This is a genomic window from Micromonospora sp. NPDC048935, assembly GCF_043197875.1.
In the GTDB taxonomy this organism is placed as follows: domain Bacteria; phylum Actinomycetota; class Actinomycetes; order Mycobacteriales; family Micromonosporaceae; genus Micromonospora.
Map to the genome: position 1 here is coordinate 316,603 of NZ_JBICTZ010000002.1, position 22,532 is coordinate 339,134.

Below are 22,532 nucleotides of genomic sequence, written 5' to 3' on the forward strand. Positions count from 1 at the left end.
TGACGAGAGCGGCCGTCCCCGATCCGGGGGCGGCCGCTCTCGTTCGTACCGGTGCCGGCTCAGCGCTGGGCGGAGGCCGGCGTCCAGAGGTTGTCGATCTCCTTCTCGGTGGCCGCGAGGCTCGCCTCGTGCAGCGGGATCAGCTCGGCCATCGCCGGCACCGAGGGCGCCAGGGTCAGCTCGGTGCTGATGAAACGCGGCTCCAGGCCGGTCATCGACAGGCCGTGCGGGAGCCACTGCTCCGCGTGGTCCCAGCCGTGCCGCGGGGTGCCCTCACCGTAGCCGCCACCACGGGTGGCCAGCACCACGAACTCGCGGCCGCCGAGCAGGCCCTCCTGCGTCGTCGGGTCGTAGGTGAGGCCGGCGACGATCAGGTGGTCGACCCAGGACTTGACGCTGCTGGGCGCGCCGTAGTTGTAGAGCGGCAGGCCCAGCAGCACCACGTCGGCCTGCTTCACCTCGTCGACCAGCCGCTCGCTGAGCTCCCAGGACTCGCGCTGCGCCGGGGTGTGCTGCTCCGCGGGCGTCATCCGGGCCAGGCCGCCCGCCGCGTCCAGGTGGGGCAGCGGATCCGCGCCCAGGTCCCGGTAGGTCACCGTGCCGTCCGGATGGGCCGCACGCCACGTGGCGACCGCGCGGGCGGTGAGCCGGCGGCTGACCGACCAGTCACCCCGAATGCTCGAGTCAATATGCAGCAGATGCATTATTCCTCCTCCAAGGATCGTCTGTGCAGCACCAACTATTTATACCAGGCCGATGTTCCGCTGAGTCGGTAGACTGGGTCACATGTCCGCGCAGCCGCTCGACTCCGCAGAGCACCGCTCGGGCGCACTCCTGGACCATCTGGCCCGGCGGATGCGACTGCGGTCGGAGTCGGTGCTGGCGCCGCTGGGGCTACGCCCCCGGCATCTGGTCGCGCTCACCGTGCTGCGCGCCGGCGGCGGCACCGGTCAAACGGCGCTCGCCACCATCCTGGAAATGGACAGCACCAACATCGTCGGGCTGCTCAACGACCTGGAGGCGAAGCAGCTGATCGAGCGTCGGCGCTCCCCCGAGGATCGCCGCCGGCACGTCGTCGAACTCACCGAAGATGGGGCAAAACGCCTCAGCGAGGCCGAATGCGCCCTGGCCGGCGCCGAGGACGAGGTGCTGGGTGCCCTGGATCCCACCGAGCGGGAGACGCTCTACGAACTGCTGAGCCGTGCTTCCAGCGGCACGTCGGTCACCTGCACCGAGGCGATCAGCGGCACCGACGACACCTGCTGACCAGCCGCCACCACCGGAATCCGACGGCCAGGCCGGCCAACACCGGCCCAGCGGTCACGCGGCCACCGCCGCAAACGATCAGGCGGTCGTCGCCGACTGCGGGCGGTCGTCGCGCACGTGCACAAGCATGTCGCCGGTCTCGATCACCGCGCCGGCCCGGTCGGCCAGGGTGACCACCTTGCCGCGCCGCACCAGAGCGATCACCAACGAGTCCAGTTCGCGTGGTGAACGGCCCACCTCGTCCCGCTCCGCCGAGCGCATCGCCAACGCCATGCCCTGCCCCGGGGTGAGCAGATCCTCCACCACGTCGATCAGCGGCGGAGCCGAGGTGGACAGGCCGAGCAGCCGGCCGGCGGTGGCCGACGAGACGATCACGTGATGGGCGCCACTCTGCTTGAGCAGCGGCGCGTTCTCCGCCTCGCGGGCCGCCGCGATGATCCGGACCTGCCCGGCGGTGAGCTGCCGTACGGTGAGCGCGACGAGCACCGACGCGTCGTCACTGTCGGTCGCGATGATCACGGCCTTGGCGTTCTTGACGTGCGCCTCGTTCAGCACTGACGAGCGGGTCGCCGAGCCCTCGATCGCCACCAGGCCGGCGGAGGTGGCCTGCCGCAGGGCGGCGGCGCTGCGCTCCACCACCACGATCCGCGACCGGTCCAGACCATTCTCCAGCAGGGCGGAGACCGCACTGCGCCCCTTGGTGCCGTAGCCGCAGATGATGACGTGGTCCTTCACGCTTCTCCTCCACCGCGACAGGCGACGGCCGGTCCGGTACTGCTCGGTCAGAACTTCCAGGGTGGTGCCGACCAGGATGATCAGGAAGAGCACCCGGGCCGGAGTGATGAAGAGGACGTTGACCAGCCGGGCCGACGGGGCGGCCGGCGTGATGTCGCCGTAGCCGGTCGTGGAGAGCGACACGACCGCGTAGTAGAAGCAGTCGAGCAGGGTGAGGCCGTCCTCGTTGACATCGCGGTAGCCGTCGCGGCCCAGATAGACCGCGGCGACCACGGCGAAGACCAGGCCCAGGGCGGCGGCGAGCCGCAGGCTCAGCGCGCTCAGCGGACCCCGGCGCTGCGCGGGAAAATGGATCACCGTCGAACCTGCCCCGCCGCCGTCGCCTGCACGAGCACAACATAGCGGGTACGCCGCGCCCGGCACGTCCGGGTTGCGCAACGGACAACCGGCACCCCACCGGCACCGGAGGGTCCAGTGGCGACGGACCGCCCACCTGATGTGCGAGGACCAGGACCGGGCCGACGACATCCCGCGACGCACAGCCTCCCACCGGTGGCATCCGGGCGCTGTTCGCGGCGACCACGCGGGTGGCCGAGCCGGCCTCCGGGCGCGGTCACCTGCGCCAATGACGCGCCGGGCCCGCGCCCCCGAGCGGCGCGGGCCCGGATGGGTCGGCCCGGACCGCCGGGGGCGGGCATGATGAGAGTGTTCCCGACGACGACCGCGAGAGTGAGGCCGGCATGTCGTTGCTGCGACGAGTCATCGGCGGAGTGCTCCGCCGACTGCGGCAGAGCCAGGGCCGCACGCTGCGTGAGGTGGCCGCGTCCGCCGGTGTCTCCGTGCCCTACCTGTCCGAGGTCGAGCGCGGTCGCAAGGAGGCCTCCTCGGAGGTGCTCGCGGCGATCTGCCGGGCGCTCGGCATCCGCCTCTCCGACCTGCTGGAGGAGGCCCGCGACGACCTGCGTCGGGTGGAGCCTCGCGTCCCGGCCGGGCCGCGGGCGCAACTCCCCCGGTTCGAACGCGCCGAGGTGGCGCGACACGACACGGGCCAGCACGCCCTGCGGACGAGCCGGCCGGTCCTGCACCGGGCGCCCGGGGCGAGCGGCCCGACCCTCTGCGTCGGGGCGATGGCCTCCGCTGGTGGCTCGCGCTCCGGTCCGCGTACCGCCGCTCTGCGTGGCTGTGCGGGGGCCCGGGCGGGCGCGCGGCGGGTGATCGCCGCGTAGGCCGCGCGGTTCTGCCGTCGGCGGATCTGCCGGCGGCAGAATCACTGGGCCAACGACCACTGTCGCCGCACGCTGGAGGGGCCGGTCCACCGGGCGGTCCCACCGCTCGCCGGCACGGTGGAAGGCGGCGACCCATGATCTCTCACGGCGTGTGGATGCGGGACGGCGCGCAGCCGTCCTTCGGCGACCAGGTGTTCGAGCGGCTGCTGCGGGAACGGATCGTCTTCCTCGGCACCGAGGTGACCGAGGAGTCGGCCAACCAGATCTGCGCGCAGATCCTGCTGCTCGCCGCCGAGGACGCCGACCGCGACATCTTCCTCTACATCAACTCGCCGGGCGGGTCGGTGAGCGCGGGAATGGCGGTCTACGACACGATGCGCTACGTCCGCAACGACGTGGCCACCCTGGCGCTCGGGTTCGCCGGCTCGATGGGGCAGTTCCTGCTCTGCGCGGGCGCGGCCGGTAAACGGTACGCGCTGCCGCACTCGCGGGTCATGATGCACCAGCCGTCCGGTGGAATGGGCGGCACCGCCTCGGACATCACCATCCAGGCGGAGAACATGCTGCACGTGAAGCGGACGATGCAGGAACTGATCGCCCAACACAGTGGACGAACGCTCGACGAGATCCAGCGCGACTGGGACCGCGACCGGTGGTTCACCGCCGAGCAGGCCCGGGACTACGGCCTCGTCGACCAGGTGCTCAGCCGAGCCGAGCAGCTGCCGACGGTCTGATCCCCGCGACTGACCCCCTGGCCTGCCACACCGCCACCACGGGCAAACCGGGTGGCGGTCGCCCATTAGGGTCACGTCTATGCGCCGATTGATACCCACCCTTTCGATAGCCCTCGCCGTCGCCCTCGTCGGCGGCTGCGGCACCAACTCCGACAAGCCGGACACGCCCGGTTCGTCGGCCGCCCCGGCGACGTCCAAGGCCGACCCCGTTGCCGCCGTGAAGCAGGGCATGGACCGCAGCCTCGCCGGCGCGCTCAGCATGCAGGCCTCGGTCAAGGCCGGCCCGCAGTCGATCACCCTCAGCGGAAAGATGGACCCGGCCGCCCGCGCGGTCCAGATCAGCGGCAAGGCTCCGGAGCCGATCGAGGTGCGGATGATCGGCGACGCCGCCTACCTCAAGTCGGACTCGCTCGAAGGCAAGAAGCCCTGGATGAAGATCGATCTCAGCAAGCTCAAGCCGACCAGCACGCTACGCCAGTCGTTCGACTTCAAGTCGCAGACCGGCCTCATCGGCGGCACCGTGTCCGCCCAGGAGACTGGCGAAGGCCGGTACACCGGCGTCGCCGATCTCAACAAGGCCGCCGCGGCGGCAAGCACCGAGGCCGGAATGAAGGACGGCATCGAGGCGTCCGCCAAGTTGGCGAAGGACCCGACGGCGATCCCGTTCGAGGCGACCCTCGACGCCGACGGGCGCATGACCATGCTCTCCTACACGATCGCCACGAAGTCGCTGGGTGACCTCGTCACCGAGATGCGGATGAGCGACTTCGGCAAGCCGGTCACGGTGGAAGCTCCGCCCGCCGGCGAGACCGAGGCGGCCGCCGCGGAGATGTACGCGTTCCTCTGACCGCGGCCGACATGTCGTCGGCGGCAAGGCGTGGGCTGCGGGTCTCCCGCAGCCCACGCGGCGTTTGACGCCCGACCCGAGCCGGCGTGGCACCCGCTGTGCCGCGGGTCACCGCACCGCAGGTAACAAACCGCGACAGCGAGCCCTCCCTGAGGCAGACATCCACAGGGAGGGCTCATGTTCGCCGCTTACGTCACGGTCACGATTCTCGCCGCGGTCTTCACCGGCATCGCCGCCGTCACCTACCTGGTCGGCCACGACTATCCGAAGCGGCCACCACGACCCCTGCGGTAGCCACTTTTTTGTGGGTACTTGTCGGCGCGGCGGGCGCGGGTGAGTCTGGTTGTGGGTGGTGCGGGGCCGGGTCTACGGGGAGGTGGGCGATGGTGCGGGAGGTCCCTCGGCCACGGTGAGCTTCTCCAGGCGACGGTGGCCCCAGTCGGAAACGGGAGCCAACGCCTCGGCGAGATCCCGGCCGAACGCCGTCAGCGAGTAGACGGTCTTCAGCGGCAGCACCTCGTGCACCTCCCGGTGCACCAGTCCGTCGGCCTCCATCTCGCGGAGCGCCTGAGTCAACACCTTCTCGGTGAGGCCCGGCAGTTGCCGGCGCAGCTCGCCGGGACGGTGCGGACCGGATTCCAGCAGCCAGAGCAGAGACGTCTTCCACTTGCCGTCGATCACGGCGATCGCGGCGGTCACTCCGCACACGTTGAGGTCCTGCGCACGACTGCGCGTCATCTTCGCTGTCTTCCTACACTTCTGGGAGTTGAAGCATGCCCTCGTACTCCGAAAAGTCTGTCACGGTGCTCGGCCTGGGGCCGATGGGGCGGGCCCTGGCCGGCGCGTTCCTGGACGCCGGCCTGCCGACCACGGTCTGGAACCGGACGCCGGGCCGAGATCGGGATCTGGTCGAGCGGGGCGCCACCGCCGCCCGATCGGCCGAGGAGGCGGTCGCCGCGAGTGGGCTGACAGTGGTCTGCGTGGTCAACTACGACGCATCGGACGCCATCCTGAGGCACGACGCGGTCACCGCGGCGCTCTGCGGGCGCACGGTGGCGAACCTGACCGCGGACACTCCCCACCGGGCCCGGGACACGGCGGAATGGGCGGCCGGGCATGACATCGGGTATCTGGACGGCGCCATCATGACGCCGACCACCACCATCGGTACGCCGGCCGGGGTGTTCATCCACAGTGGCCCGACGGCTCTCTACCAGGAGCACCGGCCGGTGCTGGACGCGCTGGACGGCACCCACACCCACCTCGGCGAGGAGATCGGCCGGGCCGCCGCCTACGACATCGCGTTGCTCGACATCTTCTGGACCGCGATGGCGGGCTACGCGCACGCCCTGGCGGTGGCCCGGGCGGAGGGTGTGGCCGCGCGGGAGTTGGCCCCGTTCGCCATGGGCATCGGCGCGATCCTTCCGCCGATCTTCGAGCAGACCGCCGTGAAGGTGGACAACGGCAACTTCTCCGGCGAGGACAATCCGATCACCTCCGCCGTCTCGTCCATGGCCCACATCGTCCACACCTCCGAGGCGCACGGCATCGACGCGGGTGTGATGCGTGCCGCCGAGGGCATGGCCCGCCGCGCAATCGGACTGGGCCACGGCACCGACGGCTTCGTCCGGGTCACCGAGGTGCTGGGGCGGCGCTGAGGGCCGGCGGTCGAGGGCGCTGCGGACAGGGCGTTGCACAGCCCGCACCGACGGGTTGTGCTGTCGGCGCGGGCTGGAGCGCCCGGTATTCAGCGGTCGCGAGATGGCCTGGTCATAGCGAGAGCCCAGTCTCCAGATGTTCGAGAGCCTGGTCCATGGTCGTGGGCAGGTCGGCGGCCGGGTTGTCGGCGAGGGTGGCGAGGGTTGCCATCATGGCGCCGATGGCGGCGCCGGCGATGGTGCGGACGGCGAGGTCGTCGCGTGCGCGTCCGGTGCGTTCGGCGATGGCGTCAGCGAGGAGTTGCAGCGCCTGGGAGTACTGGTCGAGCATGGCGGCTCGCAGCGCGGGTTCGACGGTGATGAGGGAGACCCGATCGCGCATCTGCTGGTGTTGCTCAGGTGGGAGCTGAGTGAAGTGCTGGCGGAATGTGGCGCGGATGGCCTGGATGGGTGAGAGTCCGCTCGGTTGGTCGAGGAGGATCTGGGCGATCAGGGGGTCGAAATCGTCGTGGAGTACGACGTCTTCCTTGGTGGGGAAGTATCGGAAGAAGGTTGTCTCGGAGACCTCGGCGGCGTTGATGATCTGGTCGATCGTGGTGTCCTGGTAGCCGTGTTGGCGAAACAGCCGTAGGGCGTGGGACTGGATGGCGGCGCGGGTCCTGGCTTTCTTGCGTTCGCGCAGGCCCGGCGTTGGGTAGTTAGCCCGCGACGGCATGTGCGGAAGCCTCCTTCGACGTTGGGCCGGCCCCGGTGCTCCGGCCGGAATCCCGGTGGGGAAGAAATGCGGCGGCGGCGACCGCGCCGACGACGGCGATGCCCGCGCTGACCAGCAGTGCAACGCTCAGCCCGTGCACAAAGGCGGCGCGGGATGCGTGTTCCAGGGCAGGTGAGCCGATCTCGCGAGCGACCGCGATGCCTTCGGACAGGCTCCGGCGGGCCGCCTGCGCGGCGGGTGCGGAGACGCCGTCGAGATCGGCGCTGTCGAGGCGTGCGTGGTAGACGGCGACGAGCACGCTGCCCATGATGGCAGTGCCGAGCGGACCGCTGGTCTTGTTGAACGCCTGAACCACCGCAGACTCGGTGCCACTGCGTTCCACCGACAAGCCGGACAGCGCGGCGGCCGTCGCGGCGACCAGCGCCAGGCCGGTGCCCAGGCCGACGACGGCCGTCCAGCCCGCGACGAACCCGTTGCCTGCGGTGAGGCTGGTCCCGGCACCCGCCCCCAGACCGGCGGCGAGGAGCACGAAGCCTGCGGTGGCACTGATCCGTGGGCCGAAGGCTCGTGTGAGCCGGCTCGCCAGCCCCGCGCCGAGAACCATTCCCCCGATGAGGGGCAACAGGCGCAGTCCGGAGCCGAGGGTGTCGACGCCTCGGATGCCCTGGAAGTACTGGGGCATGGTGAACAGCACCCCGATCATGGCCAGACCCGCGACCGCGGTGAGGACGGCGCCCCACACGAACGACGCGGACCGGAACAGCGCCGTGTCGATCAACGGTTGACCATCTGGCTGATGTCCGAGTCGGCGTTCCCACGCGGCGAACCCGGCGAGGACAGCGGCACCGCCGACGATCGACACCAGCACAGCAGGATTGCGCCAGCTCTTCTCGGCAGCTTCGATGAGGCCGTAGATAACCAGTGCCAGTCCCAGCGTCGAACCGACCATACCGAGCGGGTCCAGGCCGGGCCGCTGTGTTGCTCGTGACTCGGGGATGAGTGCGGCGCCCACCGCCACGGCGAGCAGGACGACCGGCACGTTGATCAGGAAGACCCACCCCCACCAGAAACTCGACAGCATCCAGCCACCCAGGATCGGGCCGAGTGGCAGGGCGATGAAGTTGGCTGCCTGGTAGATGCCGACGGCTTTGGGGCGCTCCTGCTCCTCGAACAGGACGATCAGGGCGGACAGCGCCATGACCGTGATCCCGGCACCGGCCAGGCCCTGCAGGAGCCGGCCGGCCAGGAAGACGCCCACCGACGTGGCGTACGCGCAGACCGCCGAGCCCAGCCCGAAGGCGAGCAGCGACGAGAGCATGACCTTCTTGCGGCCGAAGCGGTCACCAAGCAGACCCGCCGGCAACACGGCCGCGGCCAGGACGAGCAGGTAACCCGCCGAGAACCAGACCAGATCGGCCTGCGAGGCGTCGAGTTCCTCCGCGAGTGTCGGTAGGGCCACCGACAGGACCGTGCCGTCCAGACTCACCGCCAGCACGCTCAAGCTGACCGCCCCCAGCGCCAGCCATCGGCTCGACCCGGCCTTCCTCATGGGTGCCTCCCTTCTATAAGTGCTACCTCTAAATGAGGGTAACCCCCACGTTGGGGAAGTCAAGGCGGGGTCGCACGGCAAGCGTCGGGCCGGGTTCCGACCGCGACACGCTGACTACGGCTGGAAGGGGCTGGCGAAGAGGTGGCTCCAGCGCACAATTGATGACGCCAGGCGCCTTAATAACAAATTCGCCAACTGGCAGATGCGTAAGGCCGCCGGGTCTGCGGCTCGCCTGTTCGCGAAGGGTGTGCGGTTCAAGGCCCGATTCAAGGGCACCAGTTGGAAGAACAAGCGCCTTCAGTACAAGAGCAATAAATCAGGCTGGTGGATCGGCTATGATCGCAAGCCGCATCCGTTTGGGCGCCTGGGCAGTCGGAAGCACTTCCAGGTCGATTGGTGGCGGCCGGGAGTAAAGGGAAGCCATCGCACCTATCGCATCCCGATTTTCTGGTAGCCAAACAGCCCGCAGACGCTGGCAACAGGGAGGTGCAAACAGTGGCGTTCGACATCACCGTGGCAGAGAAGATTGCCGATCAAGTTCTGGCAGAGTTGCACGAGCTGCCCTTCGCTCAACTAGAGGCGTTGCTCGACGACAACAAGAACACGGTCGTTATCGGTAGCGACGGGGTTCGGTACAACGTGGTGACATATGCGTTGCCGGATCTGGACGATTCGGTACGCGTGGTCGTCGCGGTCGACGACGGCGGCCGTTCGGCCTTCAAGCCGTTGGTGCGGGACTTCATCGTCGCCCCGTAAGAGGAAGGAGGAGCTGCACGCCCTGGGCGAGACGCCGGAGAAGGTGCCCCAGTAGTCACAGGTCCACCGAGTTTGACCGGTCGCCCGCCGTTTAGACGGTCGCGGTTTTCGGAGAGAGGGGCCCACAGCGAACGGCTGTGGGCCCCTCTCGGAACGGGATATTCCGGCGGCGCGAACGATGCCCCCAGTTGTCGCCTGGCACCCCGCACGATCTCGCCGTTCTTCACGGGTGTGCGCCTGGTCGGCAGGGAGAACCTCGGACTCCTGGTGGAGAACGGCGACGTCGCCAGGGGGGAGCGGTTGCGCCGCCGGTCGTCGTCCGGGCCCGCCGCAGGCCGGCCAGTTCTTATGAAACAGGCCTTAGGCTCACGCGATCCGCGGTTTCCGTTGCGCGGACGGGACGAGTTGGACGACCTTGGCCGTACGCCGTGGCGTAACAACGACCAACCCCGTCCGCGACACCGGCCGACCGCGCAACCCACGCCGCAAGGTCGTCGCCCCAGAAACGGAGCAGTTGGAGGGCGTCGGTGCGGCAATCCAGCGGTAGCAGCAGGCCAGCCCCGGTGAACCCGGGCCTCGGCACACCGGCGATCTGGGCGACATCGTCGACCTCATACTCGCCACCGGCGCCCGCATCGGCGAGATCCTGGCAACGGGCTGGAAAGACCCGACCTTGCCGCTCTGCGGCACCATCGTCTACCTCAAGGGCAAGGGCTTCTTCCGGCAGGACTGGACGAAACCCGACGCCGGCTTCCGAATCGTTGTCCTTACCCGCTTCGCAGTAGGAATGCTGATTGCCCGAAAGCTCAACGCCGCCAACAACCCCCACGATGCGATCTTCGCCTCCCGGCGCGGCACCTGGCTGTCTCCGCAGAACGTGCGCCGCCAGTGGCGTCAGGCCCGCGTCGACGCTGGCTCCGCCACACACCTCCTGCAAAACCGTCGCCACCCCTGATCGACAAGGCGGCTGACGCCAAGCACGCCGCAGCCCAGCTCGGGCACGCCAGCGAGCAGGTCACCAACAGGCGCTACATCGTCAAGCCCGCTCTCGCCCCGGACAGCTCCGACATCCTCGAACAACTCGGCGCTGGCCGGGCCACCAGCAGGCACGAACGTCGCCCCCATGGCCCACACCGGAACGGATAGACACACAGGGGCCGTCCCCCGTCGTGCCCCACCACGGACCCGCCAGAACCCGATCGCCCACCAGCGTTACCGAGGGGCTTCGGGGGGCGATTCGAAACTACATAGATAGTCACCAAGACTCTGGTCAGCTTCTTGCTGGTCAGGGCCTTGCGTTGGTGCCCCCGGCAGGATTCGAACCTGCGACACACGGTTTAGGAAACCGATGCTCTATCCCCTGAGCTACGGGGGCGCGAGGGCCTAGTCTAGCGACCTGGGGGTTCACCTGGGGTGGCAGGGAGTGGCCCACGTTCACCCACGTCACCCGGACCGCCGTTCGCCCAGCCCAGGGCCACACGCCGAGCACACGTACCCCGGTTTGCGACCGGCGGTCGGCCGCGGTGCCCCGCGTTGGCACCGGTTCACTCGGGTTTGGCATCCGCTGGAGAGCACACAACGTGCACATCATCGAAGATGACGATGCGCTCCGGGCTACGGATTCGGCAGGGTGCGCCAGGCGGCGGTGAGTGCTGCCACGTCAGGGTATCGGTCGGCAGGTGTCGTGGCGGTGGCGTTTACGGCTACTTGCATCTGGTGGTGGGAGCCGCGCCAGCCGGGTGGGGAGTCGAGGAGGTGGTGGATGGTGCGGCCGAGGGTGTAGACGGTCGTGCGCTGGTCGATGACGGCGCCGCGGACGAATTCTTCGGGAGCCATGTAGCGGCGGGATCCGGGGAGGCGGTCTGCGTCGAGGGTGAACGGCCCGGGCCGGTACTCGTCGAGGTCGATCAGGCGGAGTCGGCGGGCGTGGAAGTCGTAGAGGAAGCAGCCGTCGTAGAGGTCAACCGCGACGTATCCGGCGGCGGTTATGGCCAGGTGTGCGTCGAGGATGGTGTCGATGGCCGCTTCGACGTCGGGCACGGGTAGTTGCTGAAACCGGTGCAGTGCGCTGCGATCCGAACCATGGACGGTGGCGTGGTTCAGCACGCTGCCGTCATGCCACGGATAGACCAGCGTCGGCCCGTCGAGGACGTGCTCGGGGCGCACGATCGCCGGGTGCTGGACCGCGGCGTGGAACCTGGCAGCCCGGAGCAGGGAATGGCGACTGGGCGCGGTGGTGGCTGTCTTGACGAACCAGCGGCGCCCGGACGCCTCGACGCCGTAGGAGACGCACCCGGAGTCCTGGGCGTCGAAGATTGCGAACGCAGAGTCCAGGGATAATTCCACGCAGGGAGAGTAAGGCAGGTAGGCGTACGCCCTTCAGGGGTGGAGAATCCTGTCGTAGTCTTCGTCGTTCCAGCCGTCGGTGTTGTGCTTTCGAAGGCTGCCCGCGACGCGCGTCAGCATCAGCACGTCGCCGTTGAGAGTCAGGGCCGCATCCTCGGCCGTGCCGGCGAGGATCCTGGCCACCGTTGCCAGCATCTGGGGTTTACCCCTGTCGACCAGGGTTTCCTTGCGCATGTAGAAGCTGACATCGACGTAGGCCTCCGGCTCCCACTCCCACAGAGCACCACCGTCGTCCTCGGCGCTGCAGTAGCCGCGCCGGCCGCCGGTGATGTCCAGGACGTACCCGTGCTCGTCGTTCAGGTCGCCGCTGAGCATCCTGCCGCCGGACGCCGTGGACGTCTCGACCGCTCCCGGAGCGGCCAGTTCCGCCAGCTGCTCGAGTGGGATGTCGCCCGCCAGTGTCAACCGGTACTCGACAGCCATCCGCGTCCCTTCGTTAGCCTCGCCGGATGGTCTAAGGATCGCATCGTCACGCGTTACCGCCGCCATTTCCTCCAGCCTGTCGTGGGCCAGTCGTGGATCTGCTTGTGCAGGGCGGCGAGGTCTCCTCGCCAGGCATGGAGGTTCAACATCACGCCTTGGGTCTGCTCGGCGTCGACCTTTCTAGATACCGCGCCCCAGATTGCGCGGCCCGGCACGGGAAGAGAGGTCGCGTAGCAGTCGAGACATACCCCTGGCGGACAGAGGACGACCGGCGGCTCGATCCGCCGGTCGCAGAAAGGAAGAGTCCGCGCAGGCGGTCACGGGTCCGTCGGCGTCGCAGCGTGCCGACTAGGACGTCGGCCCGACGCCGTCGGGTCCGCGGGCGAGCTGGCCACGGCCTCACCCGCCAGTCTGGAGGCGGCACAACACCGTTCCGCGTACACCCCAATTTCTCAGCGCCCGCTGCCTCCGTCGCGGCCCACCGCCAAGTCCGGCAGGAACAGCCGACGAGTGGTGTCCGCCGTGGACCGGCCTACCGCACAATCGTCTCCCGAACGCCGTAAAAGTCCCACCACGATTGTCGGTGTTCGCGTAGTTCTCCCGCGACTCGCCTCAGCAGGAGCCAGTTGCCATTGAGCACGAGCGCGGCATCCTCTTGCCGGCTGGCGAGAACGCGGCCGACGGCCGACATCATCGTGGGGACCACGTCGTCGAGTGGGTTGTTCTTGCGCAGGTCAAAGACGATGTTGGTGTACGTGTCGGGTTCCCATTCCCATCGGGTGCCGCCGTCGGCTTCGGCGTCGAAGTAGCCGTTGCTGCCTGCGTAGATGGTGACCGTGTAGCCGAGTTCCTCCCGGAGGTCGGCGCTGAGCAGCCGGGGGTAGCCGGGCTGTGTCGACTCCTCGACGCCGTGTGGGGCGACGAGGGGAGCGAGGTCCTCCAGCGGAGTGTTGCCGGCCAGGGTCAGTCGGTACTCGATGCCCACGTGCTGCCTGCCTTCTCAGTCTCGTCGGACGATCTGAATGATCGCACCGCTTCGGGTCACCGCGGCCAGTTCCTTGAGCTGTCGGACCGGCCAGTCGTCGAACTGCTTCTGCAGGGCGGTGATGTCACCGCGCCAGTCCTGCAGGTTCAACACCACCCGCTGGGTCTGCTGCCTTGCCACCTTCTGCGACACTTCCGTCCATACTCCGCGTACCGCTTTGCCGGGGGTGGGCGCGTAGCAGTCGAAGACGTGGCCCTCGACGAGGTAGTCGGGTTCCTTGTCGGGCTTGCCTCCGTCGCCGGTGCTCTGGCGTGCATCGGCGATTTCCAGCCGTGTCGGGTTTTGGTGTACGCGGTAGCCGTCGTGGGCGAGGGTGTCGGCGCACTCGTTCTCCAACTCCAGTGAGCGCCGTACCGCCTCGTCCTCGCGCGGTGGGATCCTGGTCCGTGGTCCGGTTGGTGAGCCGCCGAGAACGCCTGTGGGTGGCCTGCTCCAGCGGGTGAAGGCCGACCCGGGGAGATCGGCGGCTTCCTTGGCGGGTGTGGTTGCGGCCGTACTGCCGTCGGTGTCGAGGGAAGGGCTGGCCGGCGAGCGACCGCCAGCCCTCGCCTGAGCCTGGGCTGGATCTGTCCGGTGACAGCGAAGTCGAACCGCGTCCGCCCCCGTAAACACGGGCAGGTCATCTTCGATGGCAGCAACTCGATCCGAACCAGATTCGATGGCGAGAAGTTCACCGTCGCCGGCAACCGACAAGATCACCTCGACTGAGAAACCACCCACTGTGAGTGGCTGTGAGCGGTTGTGAGTGGGACAGGCGTTCGCCAGAGCACACAAACGGCGGTTCCTTAATGACGGCGCCACAAGCCGCGCACGGATTCTCGCCGTACCGCAGGTACCAGCCGGTGATCCGACCGCGCGGACCGGCCGGTTCCGTGCTCGGGCTGCCGTCCGGGCACGGAACAGGCGGGCCGTTGCCCTGTCACTCACCGCGACGCACGACCGCGGTGGCGTGATCCGCCCGAGGTGTGCCGCACCGACGCGGACGCACAGGCATTCATCCACCCCTGCCACCCCCAATCCGGGGATGGCACCCACCATCTTGGAGGTACCGGTCATGTTGACCACCTATCATCCCCAGTTCACTGTTCCGTCCACCCGACCGATCCCGGCGGAGCTGCTCCTGGCCGAGAGCGGCCGCATGCGCCTGCCCGACTGGTGGGCCGTCGAGATGCTCGCCGAGCACCGCGTCCTGACCACCGCGCAGCTCACCGCACTCGGCTTCGCCACCACCACGGCGTCGGCCACCCGACGTCTGGCGATCCTCGCCCGCCGCGGCTGGATCGACCGCCTCTGGAACACCGGCACCGCGGCCACCGCCGACACCTCGTGGTGCCTCGGCCCGATCGGCGCCCAACTCACCCCACTCGACGAAGACCGCGACGTCACACCGGCGCAGGCCTACCGGGCCCGCGACCAGCTCCGCGAACACGCGGGGCTGCCCGGGCCTGCTGCAGGCCAACGACTTCTTCGTCGACCTGGCCACCCACGCGCTCACCAAACCCAAGAGCGACCTACGCACCTGGTGGTCACCGCGCACCTGCCGATACGTCACCGCGGCGCGACATGCCGCCTGGCACGGCGAGTACATCTACGACCGCGACCGCCACGCGTTCTGGTACCAGCCCGACCCCGGCGAGATCCGTCCCGCCGACCTCGCCGACCGCGTCCACGCCTACCGACGCTTGGCCGAACAAACCAGTCTGGCGACCCTGCTGTTCCACGCCGCCGACCCGCAGCGAGAGCAGGACCTGCGCCGCTACCTCGAGCGCCGCAACACGCGGCACTTCACCGTCGTCACCAGCAACCCCGAGAACGGCCACCCGGCCGACCCGGTCTGGCAGCCGATCGGCGAGACACACCGCCTCGCCCTGACCGACCTTCCCCACACCCCCGAGCAGTGGCCGCCCGACACCGTGACCTTCAAGGAGGTACGGCCCCGAGCCCCACACCCCATCTACGACCCCGAGCGCCCCTACGACGAATCCGTCGCCGACGGCCAGTACCACTACCCGCCGCGCCCCTGACCACCCGACCGCTGCTCCTCGACCGGCCTGCGTGCCGGTCGAGGAGCAGACCGGGGCGGCCACCGAGGCGACCGCCCGTCAGTGTCAGGGGACTGGCGAGGTTGCCCGTTCGCTTCGAACCCGAACGGCAACCCCTACGGCTCTCACACCGCAGGTCGCAGCCGCTGTGGCCACGTCGATCGGCAGGCGACTGACACTGCCCGTGTCACCGACAGTTCGCCAAACGCGCGAGACCAGGGAGGTTGACATGTCCAAGCAGGATTTCCGCACAGCGCCTGCGGACCTTCGGTTGCTTCCGCCCGCTGCGGCCGCGGGGCGCACCAACCTCACACCCACTCGCACCTGAGACCTTGGAGCAACAACGATGATCACCCCGCACCGCGATCCTCACCAGCGTCACCGGCCCGACTCACACCCACCCTCACCGCACCGTCTGGCCGAACCCGTTGTGCCCGGCGTTTCAGCGGTCAGTGCCGATCTCCGTTCTACCGTCCGTCTTGATCCTGACCCCCAACCTGACCCCCCACAGCCACTCACAGCCCAGGTCAACCCCGCTGTCAGCAGTCTGCGACCGCTCCAGACAGACCCTCCAGTTTCGGGTCTCCCCCCAGGGGCTTGTGCCCATGGGTAAACACCTACCGACCGCGGATCCGCTGCTGCGCCTGCAGGCCAGCATCACCGCCCGCGATGACCGGCTCCTGGGCTGGCTCTACGACCACGGCGTGCTCACCACCGACCAGGTCGCCGCCGCTCTGTTCCCGTCCCTGGACTTCACCCAACGCCGGCTACGCCGCCTCACCGCCTTACGCGCGGTGGACCGGTTCCGGCCCAACAAGGCCGACGGAGGCTCCCACCCGTACCACTACGTCCTGGACCAGCTCGGCTACGACCACGTCCACGCCCAACGCGGACTCGGCCGGCCACGCCGGGACCAGGCCCGCCGCCGCAAACAGTCCCTCACCTCCCGGCCGGACCTGCCGCACCTGCTCGGCGGCAACCAGGTCTTCATCGACCTCGCCGCCCACGCCCGCACCCACCCCGACACGAAGCTGGTCCGCTGGCAGCCCGCGTCCGCCTACCACGAACCCGGCACCCTCTACCGCAAAGGCGCCAACCCGCACCTCATCATCGCCGGAGCGACCGGCTTCCCCCGCCCGGACGGCGCCGGGATATGGACAGAGCACGAACGTTCCGTGCCGTTCTTCCTCGAGTACGACACCAGCGGTGAGAACCTGCAGGTCCTCATCGACAAAATCATCAAATACGAGCGGCTCTACCTCCTCAGCACCTGGGCATGGCCGGTGCTGTTGCACCTACCCTCCGCACGACGCGAGGCGAACCTGCACCACCGGATCGCCGGCACCGACCTGAAGGCGGTCATCGCCACCACGACCGCCGAACTACGCACCGCCCTCGCCGCCAGCCCCGCCCACCAGATCTGGCAACTGCCCGGCCGTACCGGCCGTCGCCGCCTCATCGACCTGCCCTACACCGACACCCACCACGACGACCAATACCCCACCCACCACCAGCCCACCCCGGACGAGCGGGCCGCCTAATGAGGGGGAGCGGGACACATGGCGCGTGCGGTGGCCTGCGGGCCGCACACGCCGCCGAATCCACCCTCCACCCGCAGCTCGCCGGGCCGGTAACCATCACCCGCCGTGCGGGCGCGCACCGGGGCGACCAGAGGGGACTGCGCCTCGATCGAAAGCGTTGAGTCGGCCTGAGTCGCGGTGTCAGGATTGCTCCTGGTCCGTTTCCTCAGGCCGCTCGGGCCACGCCCGCCGCCGAATAGACCCACCGCCGCCAACCCGTGGCTGGCAGCCTCAGCGCATCACCCTGCGCCTGCTCCTCGCACCTCATGGCCACGAGCGGACGAACGACTTGACCTTCTGGCCAAGGTGAGCGTCGATCGTGTCTGCCGCCCGCCACTCGTGCCGGCGGACGGCGAACACGACCGACAGAAGGAGACTCGCCGTGTCCCGTGAACGCCTCAGCCTGCTCGCCGCGATTCCCGACGACGTGACCGACTCTCTCTTGTGGCGGCTCGCCCTCGACGTCACCGCCGCCCACCAACCCGACCAGAACGGCGACTGCCGCAACCTGCAGTGTTGCAAGCACCGCGGCATGTGTCCTACCGCCCGCACCTCCCGGCACGCCATGAACCTCGCCCGGCGCGCACGCCCAACTGCTACCCCGCACGCGCAGGGACGCACCGTTGCGGCTACGCGCCCACCCGGGGCATTTCACGGCTGGTTCGCTACTGCACAAGCACCCTCGCGACTGAGGGCTGGCCAACCGCCGCGAGAGGCAACCTTGCGATCCATGCCGGCCGCCGCCGCGTAGGAGTACGCGCTGTCCCCGCGAAACTTCGCTGCGGGGCGACCTGCTGTGCGTGGATGTACCGACCGGCCGGACCGTTCACTACATGCGTCGTCGTGCAAGCGCCTTCCCGCTGGCCACCGGAGCGCACCCCACGGTCTGAGTGACGAAGGGTCTGCCATGCGCTGTCCGCCCCTGCCGGTGGCCGACCCAGCAACCTCACTTCCTGTCGAACTACTTCACCGCTTCCTCGCCGTTATACCTTCACCGCCGATATATTGAGGCTATGGCCACACCTACGCCGTTACGGGAACCGACCTTTCTCATCCTGACCGCGCTCGCGCGGGAGTCCATGCACGGTTACGGCGTCATCAGCGACGTCGCTGCGCTCTCCGGTGGGCGGTTGGCGCTGCGGCCCGGCACCCTCTACGGCGCGCTCGACCGCCTCACCGACGAGGGTCTAGTCGAGCGAGACCGCGAGGAGGTCGTGGAGGGACGGCTTCGCCGTTACTACCGGCTCACCGAAGCAGGCAGGTCTGTGCTCGTCGCCGAGACCGAGCGGTTGCGCCGCAACGTCGAGGCCGCCACCCAACGGCTCCGTGCCCGGCCCGCGGGAATCCTCGCCGTCGACCCCGCGTCACGCGGGCGCCTCACTTTGCCCGGACCGACCGCCCACCCCACTCTTCGACCGACCGGAGGCCTGGCATGAACCAGCCCAACCCAGCACCGGAACCTAGGGCCGGGTCACCGTTGGCGTCCCGCTACCGACGGCTGCTGCGGGCCTACCCGGGCGACTACCGGGCCGAGCGGGGCGAGGAGATCGTCGGGACGTACCTTGACACAGTCGGACCGGGGCGGCGCTGGCCCTCCCCTCACGACGCCTTCGACCTCCTCGGTGCCGGGCTCCGGGAGCGACTGCGTGGGTACGGCGCCCTCAGGCTGGCCGCGGCCTTCCCGCTGGCCGCGACCGTCGCGCTGAACACCCTCGTCGCGGTCGCGACCTTCCTGCTCCTGCAGGTCGAGTTCGAAGACCCCCGCTTCGCCAGGCTGGACCCGGTTGGTCCGTTCCAGACCCTCGGCGCTCTCATCTGGCTGGGCTGGCTGGTCGTCGGCCTCACCGCCACGGCGCTACCTGGGGCCTGGACCCGCGCCGCCGCGGCCGGTGGTCTCCTGCTGACTGTCGCCGTGCCACTCGTGGCTGCTCTCATCGGACAACCCCGGCCGCCGCTGTTCGTGCTACTTCCCGCCGTCGCGCTTGGCCTCGGTACCCTCGCGCTGCCCTCCCACCCCAGGTGGGTAGCACGTAGCCTGCCGCTACTCACGGCCGGCTGTGTAGCAGCCGTATCCGTGGCATTCAGCGCCGCCGAGAACGGCGGAAACATGTTCACCTCGTACAGCTCGACTCCTGAGCTGTTGGCCATGGCCGGTGGGCTGATGTTCGCGCTGGTCCTGCTCATCGGCCTCGGGCGCGCCCTACGGGCCGACGACGCCGGGCTCTGGGCGGCTCTTCTCCTCGCCACCCCGGCAGCCCTGCTCGGCGCCGACCAGCTGAGCCAAGGGATCTGGGGCAGCCACGGAGGCGGACCCAGCCCAACAGCCTTCGCCGCCACGACCGGGGCGATCCTTCTCGCGGGCTCGGCGCTGCTGGCAGTTGCCCTCGCCGGTCAAGCCGCACGCCACCGGAGCGTACGCCGACGAGTACTCGACATTGTCTGCCCGACCTGCGGGCATAGGCAGCAGGCGACAGCCGAGGCGTGACCCTCCCTCGGCGCTTTCGGACTTGATAGCCGCAGGCAGCACACCTATCGCTATGCCGTGTCGAAGCTGTGTGGCCTCGGACTGGCTGCTCTGCCGGCCTGGCCTGGCTTCTGCGCGACGCCCCCGGCGGCCTGCCTCTGCTGGCGGTCTGGTTGGTGGTGATGCACCCCGGCGTGCTGCTCGCCGCCGTCGACGTCGCGGTCCGCAGGCTGCCCACGCCCGTGATCAGCTCCGCAGCTCTGCCTGCCGGCGTCGTGCTGGCCGGTCAGGCAGCGACCACAGGTCAGGCCCGAACGCTGGTCACCGCGGCGCTCGCCGCAGCAGCTGCGCTCGGCGGGCCTGCACCTGGCCCTGATTCTCCTGGCGGGCAGCGGAATGGGCTCGGGCGACGTGCGGTTGGCCGCGCTGCTCGGCGCGGCACTGGGCGCCACCGGCTGGCCCGCGGTGTTCCTCGGCGGCCTACTGCCCTTCGTGCTCGCCGTTCCTGAAGCGCTGGCGCGCCTGGCACTGCGCCGTGCACACAGCATCGCCTTCGGCCCTTACCTGGTCGCCGGTGCACTGATAGCGACCATGGTCGACAAATGATCAGGCGCCAGCAGCGTGTGTTGCGCGCGCTCTGCGCATAGCCGGCAAGCCACTACGGGCATGAAAGTTGTTTTGGCCCCATTGGACCAAATTGTTCTGGCCCCACCTGCGGGATTCCAACTCCCCTTGGCCCCACACGGCACCGATGCGTCGAGGGACCTTGTCGGACCCCAGCAGCGTTGCGCGACCCGACGTGCACGCGGATAGACTCCGCCTACGTACGATGAGGTACGGCTGCGGAGGAGCGCTGCTGCTCGAGCACGTCAGTCGGGCCAAGATCAGCACGGGGAGCACCCTGCATTGACCAACCACCTTACCGGTTCTGGGCTCCGCCGCGTTGGCCTCCGTGATCATTATCGAAGCTCCACAGATGACATGGTCAACGACTTCTATGGCCCATGCCTGGGTGCTTCGGTTCGATATGACCGAGCGGTCGGCTACTTCACGGGTACCAGCTTGGCGTTGGCGGCGCGGGGAGTTGAGCGGCTCGCGTTGAAGGGCGGGCGGATTCGGCTCATAGCCAGCCCTCATCTGACGCCCGAAGATGTCGAACAGATCGAGCTGGGCTATCAGTACCGAGAGATCATCGCGCAAGCACTGCAGCGCGAGCTCGGCCCTCAAGTCGAGCAGTCACCAGGCATGCTAGCGCAGCTGGGCTTGCTGGGACGGCTCGTTGGTCAAGGCGTTCTCGACATCCGCATCGCGGTAGTTCGCCGACAGAATCGTCTGGCGCTCTACCACGAGAAAATTGGTGTCTTCACCGACAGTCACGATGATGTTGTGGCCTTCACAGGGTCGTCGAACGAGACGGCGAGCGCCTTAGTCGAGAACTTCGAGTCCGTGGAGGTCTTCAGGGGATGGATAGAGGCTGACCACGAACGGGTCAGGCGAATCGCAGACCACTTCATCGGGTTGTGGGACGGGGTCACACCGAGTGTTGAGGTCATCGACTTCCCCGATCTAGGCAAGGATCGCCTGCTGCAGCTCGCGAAGGCCGCCGAGCAGCGTGGTCTTAAGGAAGAGCTGCCAGGCTTGGAGTCCGGGATCCTCATCGGTAGTCGGTCTGGTTCCTTTCCGCTGCCACGAATGCCCTTGGATATGTCGCTGCGGGAGTACCAGAAGGATGCCATCAAGAAGTGGTTCACCGCGAATGGTCGTGGCGTCTTCCAGATGGCCACTGGCACCGGCAAGACGCTGACGGCGCTCGCGGCATTGTCAAAGATGGCGGAAATCTACGAGAAACAGCGCAAGCCACTGTTGGCGGTGGTAGTGGCGCCGCAGCTCGATTTGGTCGATCAGTGGAAGGCGGAGGCGGCACGCTTCGGCGTACAAGCCTTGTGCTGTTACGACAGCGCCCGGGCATGGACTGATGCGGCGAACGCGTTGACGATCGGCCTGGCGTCTAGGACGACTGGGTTCGGCATGCTGATCACTACCAACGCGACCTTGGTTCGCGCGCCGTTCCAGGAGTTCCTGAGCCGGCAGAGCGCGCCGTTCGTCTTCGTGGCCGACGAGGCACACAACCTCGGAGCCTCGTCCGCGCTTGCGGCTTTGCCAGCGTCCGCGCCATTTCGCATGGCTTTGACGGCGACTCCTGAGCGGTGGTTCGATCCAGCCGGCACTCGCGCGCTTGTTGAGTACTTCGGTGATCCGGTGATCGAGCTGGGACTGGCCGATGCGATCCGGCTCGGCGCGTTGTGCGAATACGACTATTACCCGGTGCCGGTTCGGCTGACCGAGGAAGAGAGCGAGCTGTATGCCCAGCTCACCCAGCGGATTGGGCAGGTGTTCGCCTCCGGCGTCGAACTCGACGTTTCCGACAGCGAAGGTGCATCACAGCTGTCCCGGTTGCTGCAGCGCCGAGCACAGTTGCTCGCCCATGCCGAGGGCAAGCTACAAGCACTTCGTGAGCAGCTTCGACCCAGGGCGGACGACCGTTGGCAGCTGTTGTACTGCGCGGAAGGGTCACCACCGCAGGGCGGCGAACGCCAGATTGACCAGGTGCAGCGGCTAGTCGGTGCAGAACTGGGCATCCCGAGCCACCCCTACACCTCCGAAGAGTCTCGGGATGACCGGCAGAACATCCTTGCCCGGTTCCGGCGCGGTGATCTCCGAGCGCTGGTGTCGATGCGGTGCCTGGACGAGGGTGTGGACGTGCCGGACGCCCGGCGTGCGTTCATCCTTGCGAGCACAAGCAACCCGCGGCAGTTCATTCAGCGGCGCGGCCGAATCTTGCGTCGTGCTGAAGGCAAGCAGTATGCGGAGATTGTTGACTTCATCGCAATACCCGACGGCCATGTGGACATGCAGTTGGAGCGCCGGCTGCTGCGCCGCGAGCTGGCCCGATTCTCGGACTTCGCCGCCACGGCGCGGAACGCCGGCGAGGCGTTGGCAACCATGCGACCCATCCGCACCGCGTACGGTTTGATGGACATCTAGGAGGAACAGTTAGTGGGCAGTGAACCGCGAACTGAACGCGA

The 22,532-nt window shown here is 68.5% G+C and carries 22 protein-coding genes, 1 tRNA gene and 2 pseudogenes; 15 read left to right on the top strand and 10 right to left on the bottom strand.

Annotation, left to right across the window (positions count from 1 at the left end):
* Positions 1-59: 59 nt before the first annotated feature.
* Positions 60-704, bottom strand: a complete 645-nt coding sequence (locus ACGFIW_RS07805; protein ID WP_393311775.1) for an FMN-dependent NADH-azoreductase — start codon at positions 702-704, stop codon at positions 60-62.
* Between the two features lie 82 nt (positions 705-786).
* Between ACGFIW_RS07805 and ACGFIW_RS07810 the strand changes: the two genes are divergently transcribed.
* Positions 787-1,266 (top strand): MarR family winged helix-turn-helix transcriptional regulator, encoded by a 480-nt coding sequence (locus ACGFIW_RS07810; protein ID WP_393311777.1) that lies wholly within the window; start codon positions 787-789, stop codon positions 1,264-1,266.
* 78 nt (positions 1,267-1,344) lie between these two features.
* On the opposite strand, the gene ACGFIW_RS07815 is transcribed toward ACGFIW_RS07810, so the two are convergent.
* Positions 1,345-2,358, bottom strand: coding sequence for a potassium channel family protein (locus ACGFIW_RS07815; RefSeq protein WP_393311779.1), 1,014 nt, complete (start codon positions 2,356-2,358; stop codon positions 1,345-1,347).
* A gap of 383 nt (positions 2,359-2,741) precedes the next feature.
* On the opposite strand from ACGFIW_RS07815, the gene ACGFIW_RS07820 reads away from it, so the two are divergent.
* The 3 genes from ACGFIW_RS07820 (at position 2,742) to ACGFIW_RS07830 (ending at position 4,808) form a co-directional block, all read left to right on the top strand.
* Positions 2,742-3,227 carry a helix-turn-helix domain-containing protein gene (locus ACGFIW_RS07820; protein ID WP_393311781.1) on the top strand — a complete coding sequence of 162 codons (486 nt, stop codon included), beginning with the start codon at positions 2,742-2,744 and terminating at the stop codon, positions 3,225-3,227.
* Between the two features lie 134 nt (positions 3,228-3,361).
* Positions 3,362-3,961 (top strand): ClpP family protease, encoded by a 600-nt coding sequence (locus ACGFIW_RS07825; protein ID WP_393311783.1) that lies wholly within the window; start codon positions 3,362-3,364, stop codon positions 3,959-3,961.
* A 79-nt stretch (positions 3,962-4,040) separates the two neighbouring features.
* Entirely contained in the window at positions 4,041-4,808 is a 768-nt protein-coding gene (locus ACGFIW_RS07830) for a hypothetical protein (protein ID WP_393311785.1), read from the top strand.
* 366 nt (positions 4,809-5,174) lie between these two features.
* Here the strand turns inward: ACGFIW_RS07830 and ACGFIW_RS07835 are convergent, their stop codons facing one another.
* Complete coding sequence (locus ACGFIW_RS07835) at positions 5,175-5,546, bottom strand: winged helix-turn-helix transcriptional regulator (protein WP_393311787.1); 372 nt, start codon at positions 5,544-5,546, stop codon at positions 5,175-5,177.
* 35 nt (positions 5,547-5,581) lie between these two features.
* Between ACGFIW_RS07835 and ACGFIW_RS07840 the strand changes: the two genes are divergently transcribed.
* Positions 5,582-6,466, top strand: a complete 885-nt coding sequence (locus ACGFIW_RS07840) for an NAD(P)-dependent oxidoreductase (protein WP_393311789.1) — start codon at positions 5,582-5,584, stop codon at positions 6,464-6,466.
* Positions 6,467-6,578: 112 nt separating this feature from the next.
* On the opposite strand, the gene ACGFIW_RS07845 is transcribed toward ACGFIW_RS07840, so the two are convergent.
* Together ACGFIW_RS07845 and ACGFIW_RS07850 are read right to left on the bottom strand one after the other, a co-directional pair.
* A complete protein-coding gene (locus ACGFIW_RS07845; RefSeq protein WP_393311791.1) occupies positions 6,579-7,181 on the bottom strand; it encodes a TetR family transcriptional regulator in 603 nt (200 codons plus the stop codon).
* Positions 7,165-8,793, bottom strand: a complete 1,629-nt coding sequence (locus ACGFIW_RS07850) for a DHA2 family efflux MFS transporter permease subunit (RefSeq protein ID WP_393311793.1) — start codon at positions 8,791-8,793, stop codon at positions 7,165-7,167. The genes ACGFIW_RS07845 and ACGFIW_RS07850 overlap by 17 nt, the downstream gene beginning before the upstream one ends.
* A 139-nt stretch (positions 8,794-8,932) precedes the next feature.
* Here ACGFIW_RS07850 and ACGFIW_RS07855 point away from each other — a divergent pair, with 139 nt between their 5' ends.
* The 3 genes and pseudogenes from ACGFIW_RS07855 to ACGFIW_RS07865 all read left to right on the top strand — a co-directional run.
* A complete protein-coding gene (locus ACGFIW_RS07855) occupies positions 8,933-9,184 on the top strand; it encodes a hypothetical protein (protein ID WP_393311795.1) in 252 nt (83 codons plus the stop codon).
* Between the two features lie 41 nt (positions 9,185-9,225).
* A complete protein-coding gene (locus ACGFIW_RS07860; protein WP_393311797.1) occupies positions 9,226-9,486 on the top strand; it encodes a hypothetical protein in 261 nt (86 codons plus the stop codon).
* A 415-nt stretch (positions 9,487-9,901) separates the two neighbouring features.
* Positions 9,902-10,632, top strand: a pseudogene (locus ACGFIW_RS07865) (tyrosine-type recombinase/integrase); the annotation flags it as partial.
* 153 nt (positions 10,633-10,785) lie between these two features.
* On the opposite strand, the gene ACGFIW_RS07870 reads toward ACGFIW_RS07865, so the two are convergent.
* The 5 genes from ACGFIW_RS07870 to ACGFIW_RS07890 all read right to left on the bottom strand — a co-directional run bounded on the left by ACGFIW_RS07870 (position 10,786) and on the right by ACGFIW_RS07890 (position 13,702).
* Positions 10,786-10,861: transfer RNA gene (locus ACGFIW_RS07870), tRNA-Arg, on the bottom strand.
* Positions 10,862-11,100: 239 nt separating this feature from the next.
* The gene (locus tag ACGFIW_RS07875; RefSeq protein WP_393311799.1) at positions 11,101-11,832 is read right to left on the bottom strand and encodes a serine/threonine protein kinase; all 732 of its coding nucleotides are present in this window, start codon (positions 11,830-11,832) and stop codon (positions 11,101-11,103) included.
* A gap of 33 nt (positions 11,833-11,865) precedes the next feature.
* Positions 11,866-12,315, bottom strand: a complete 450-nt coding sequence (locus ACGFIW_RS07880; protein WP_393311801.1) for a SitI3 family protein — start codon at positions 12,313-12,315, stop codon at positions 11,866-11,868.
* Between the two features lie 532 nt (positions 12,316-12,847).
* Entirely contained in the window at positions 12,848-13,300 is a 453-nt protein-coding gene (locus tag ACGFIW_RS07885; protein WP_393311803.1) for a SitI3 family protein, read from the bottom strand.
* Between the two features lie 15 nt (positions 13,301-13,315).
* Entirely contained in the window at positions 13,316-13,702 is a 387-nt protein-coding gene (locus tag ACGFIW_RS07890; protein ID WP_393312756.1) for a hypothetical protein, read from the bottom strand.
* Between the two features lie 826 nt (positions 13,703-14,528).
* Here ACGFIW_RS07890 and ACGFIW_RS07895 point away from each other — a divergent pair.
* From ACGFIW_RS07895 to ACGFIW_RS07925, 7 genes and pseudogenes are all read left to right on the top strand, one after another.
* Positions 14,529-14,762 (top strand): annotated as a pseudogene (locus ACGFIW_RS07895) (replication-relaxation family protein); the annotation flags it as partial.
* Positions 14,763-15,042: 280 nt separating this feature from the next.
* Positions 15,043-15,384 carry a hypothetical protein gene (locus ACGFIW_RS07900; RefSeq protein WP_393311805.1) on the top strand — a complete coding sequence of 114 codons (342 nt, stop codon included), beginning with the start codon at positions 15,043-15,045 and terminating at the stop codon, positions 15,382-15,384.
* A gap of 623 nt (positions 15,385-16,007) precedes the next feature.
* Entirely contained in the window at positions 16,008-16,943 is a 936-nt protein-coding gene (locus ACGFIW_RS07905; protein ID WP_393311807.1) for a replication-relaxation family protein, read from the top strand.
* 1,052 nt (positions 16,944-17,995) lie between these two features.
* Positions 17,996-18,418, top strand: coding sequence for a PadR family transcriptional regulator (locus ACGFIW_RS07910; RefSeq protein WP_366605436.1), 423 nt, complete (start codon positions 17,996-17,998; stop codon positions 18,416-18,418).
* 41 nt (positions 18,419-18,459) lie between these two features.
* A complete protein-coding gene (locus ACGFIW_RS07915) occupies positions 18,460-19,467 on the top strand; it encodes a GlsB/YeaQ/YmgE family stress response membrane protein (RefSeq protein WP_393311809.1) in 1,008 nt (335 codons plus the stop codon).
* 375 nt (positions 19,468-19,842) lie between these two features.
* The gene (locus ACGFIW_RS07920) at positions 19,843-20,052 is read left to right on the top strand and encodes a hypothetical protein (protein WP_393311811.1); all 210 of its coding nucleotides are present in this window, start codon (positions 19,843-19,845) and stop codon (positions 20,050-20,052) included.
* A gap of 375 nt (positions 20,053-20,427) precedes the next feature.
* Positions 20,428-22,491: a DEAD/DEAH box helicase family protein gene (locus ACGFIW_RS07925; protein ID WP_393311813.1), complete on the top strand. Its 2,064-nt coding sequence runs from the start codon at positions 20,428-20,430 to the stop codon at positions 22,489-22,491.
* Positions 22,492-22,532 lie beyond the last annotated feature (41 nt).

Coding starts and splice junctions, on each gene's coding strand:
- ACGFIW_RS07805 (WP_393311775.1), bottom strand. CDS start 704: ATGCATCTGCTGCATATTGACTCGAGCATTCGGGGTGACTGGTCGGTC.
- ACGFIW_RS07810 (WP_393311777.1), top strand. CDS start 787: ATGTCCGCGCAGCCGCTCGACTCCGCAGAGCACCGCTCGGGCGCACTC.
- ACGFIW_RS07820 (WP_393311781.1), top strand. CDS start 2,742: ATGTCGTTGCTGCGACGAGTCATCGGCGGAGTGCTCCGCCGACTGCGG.
- ACGFIW_RS07825 (WP_393311783.1), top strand. CDS start 3,362: ATGATCTCTCACGGCGTGTGGATGCGGGACGGCGCGCAGCCGTCCTTC.
- ACGFIW_RS07830 (WP_393311785.1), top strand. CDS start 4,041: ATGCGCCGATTGATACCCACCCTTTCGATAGCCCTCGCCGTCGCCCTC.
- ACGFIW_RS07835 (WP_393311787.1), bottom strand. CDS start 5,546: ATGACGCGCAGTCGTGCGCAGGACCTCAACGTGTGCGGAGTGACCGCC.
- ACGFIW_RS07840 (WP_393311789.1), top strand. CDS start 5,582: ATGCCCTCGTACTCCGAAAAGTCTGTCACGGTGCTCGGCCTGGGGCCG.
- ACGFIW_RS07845 (WP_393311791.1), bottom strand. CDS start 7,181: ATGCCGTCGCGGGCTAACTACCCAACGCCGGGCCTGCGCGAACGCAAG.
- ACGFIW_RS07855 (WP_393311795.1), top strand. CDS start 8,933: ATGCGTAAGGCCGCCGGGTCTGCGGCTCGCCTGTTCGCGAAGGGTGTG.
- ACGFIW_RS07880 (WP_393311801.1), bottom strand. CDS start 12,315: ATGGCTGTCGAGTACCGGTTGACACTGGCGGGCGACATCCCACTCGAG.
- ACGFIW_RS07905 (WP_393311807.1), top strand. CDS start 16,008: ATGGGTAAACACCTACCGACCGCGGATCCGCTGCTGCGCCTGCAGGCC.
- ACGFIW_RS07910 (WP_366605436.1), top strand. CDS start 17,996: ATGGCCACACCTACGCCGTTACGGGAACCGACCTTTCTCATCCTGACC.
- ACGFIW_RS07920 (WP_393311811.1), top strand. CDS start 19,843: ATGGGCTCGGGCGACGTGCGGTTGGCCGCGCTGCTCGGCGCGGCACTG.
- ACGFIW_RS07925 (WP_393311813.1), top strand. CDS start 20,428: ATGGTCAACGACTTCTATGGCCCATGCCTGGGTGCTTCGGTTCGATAT.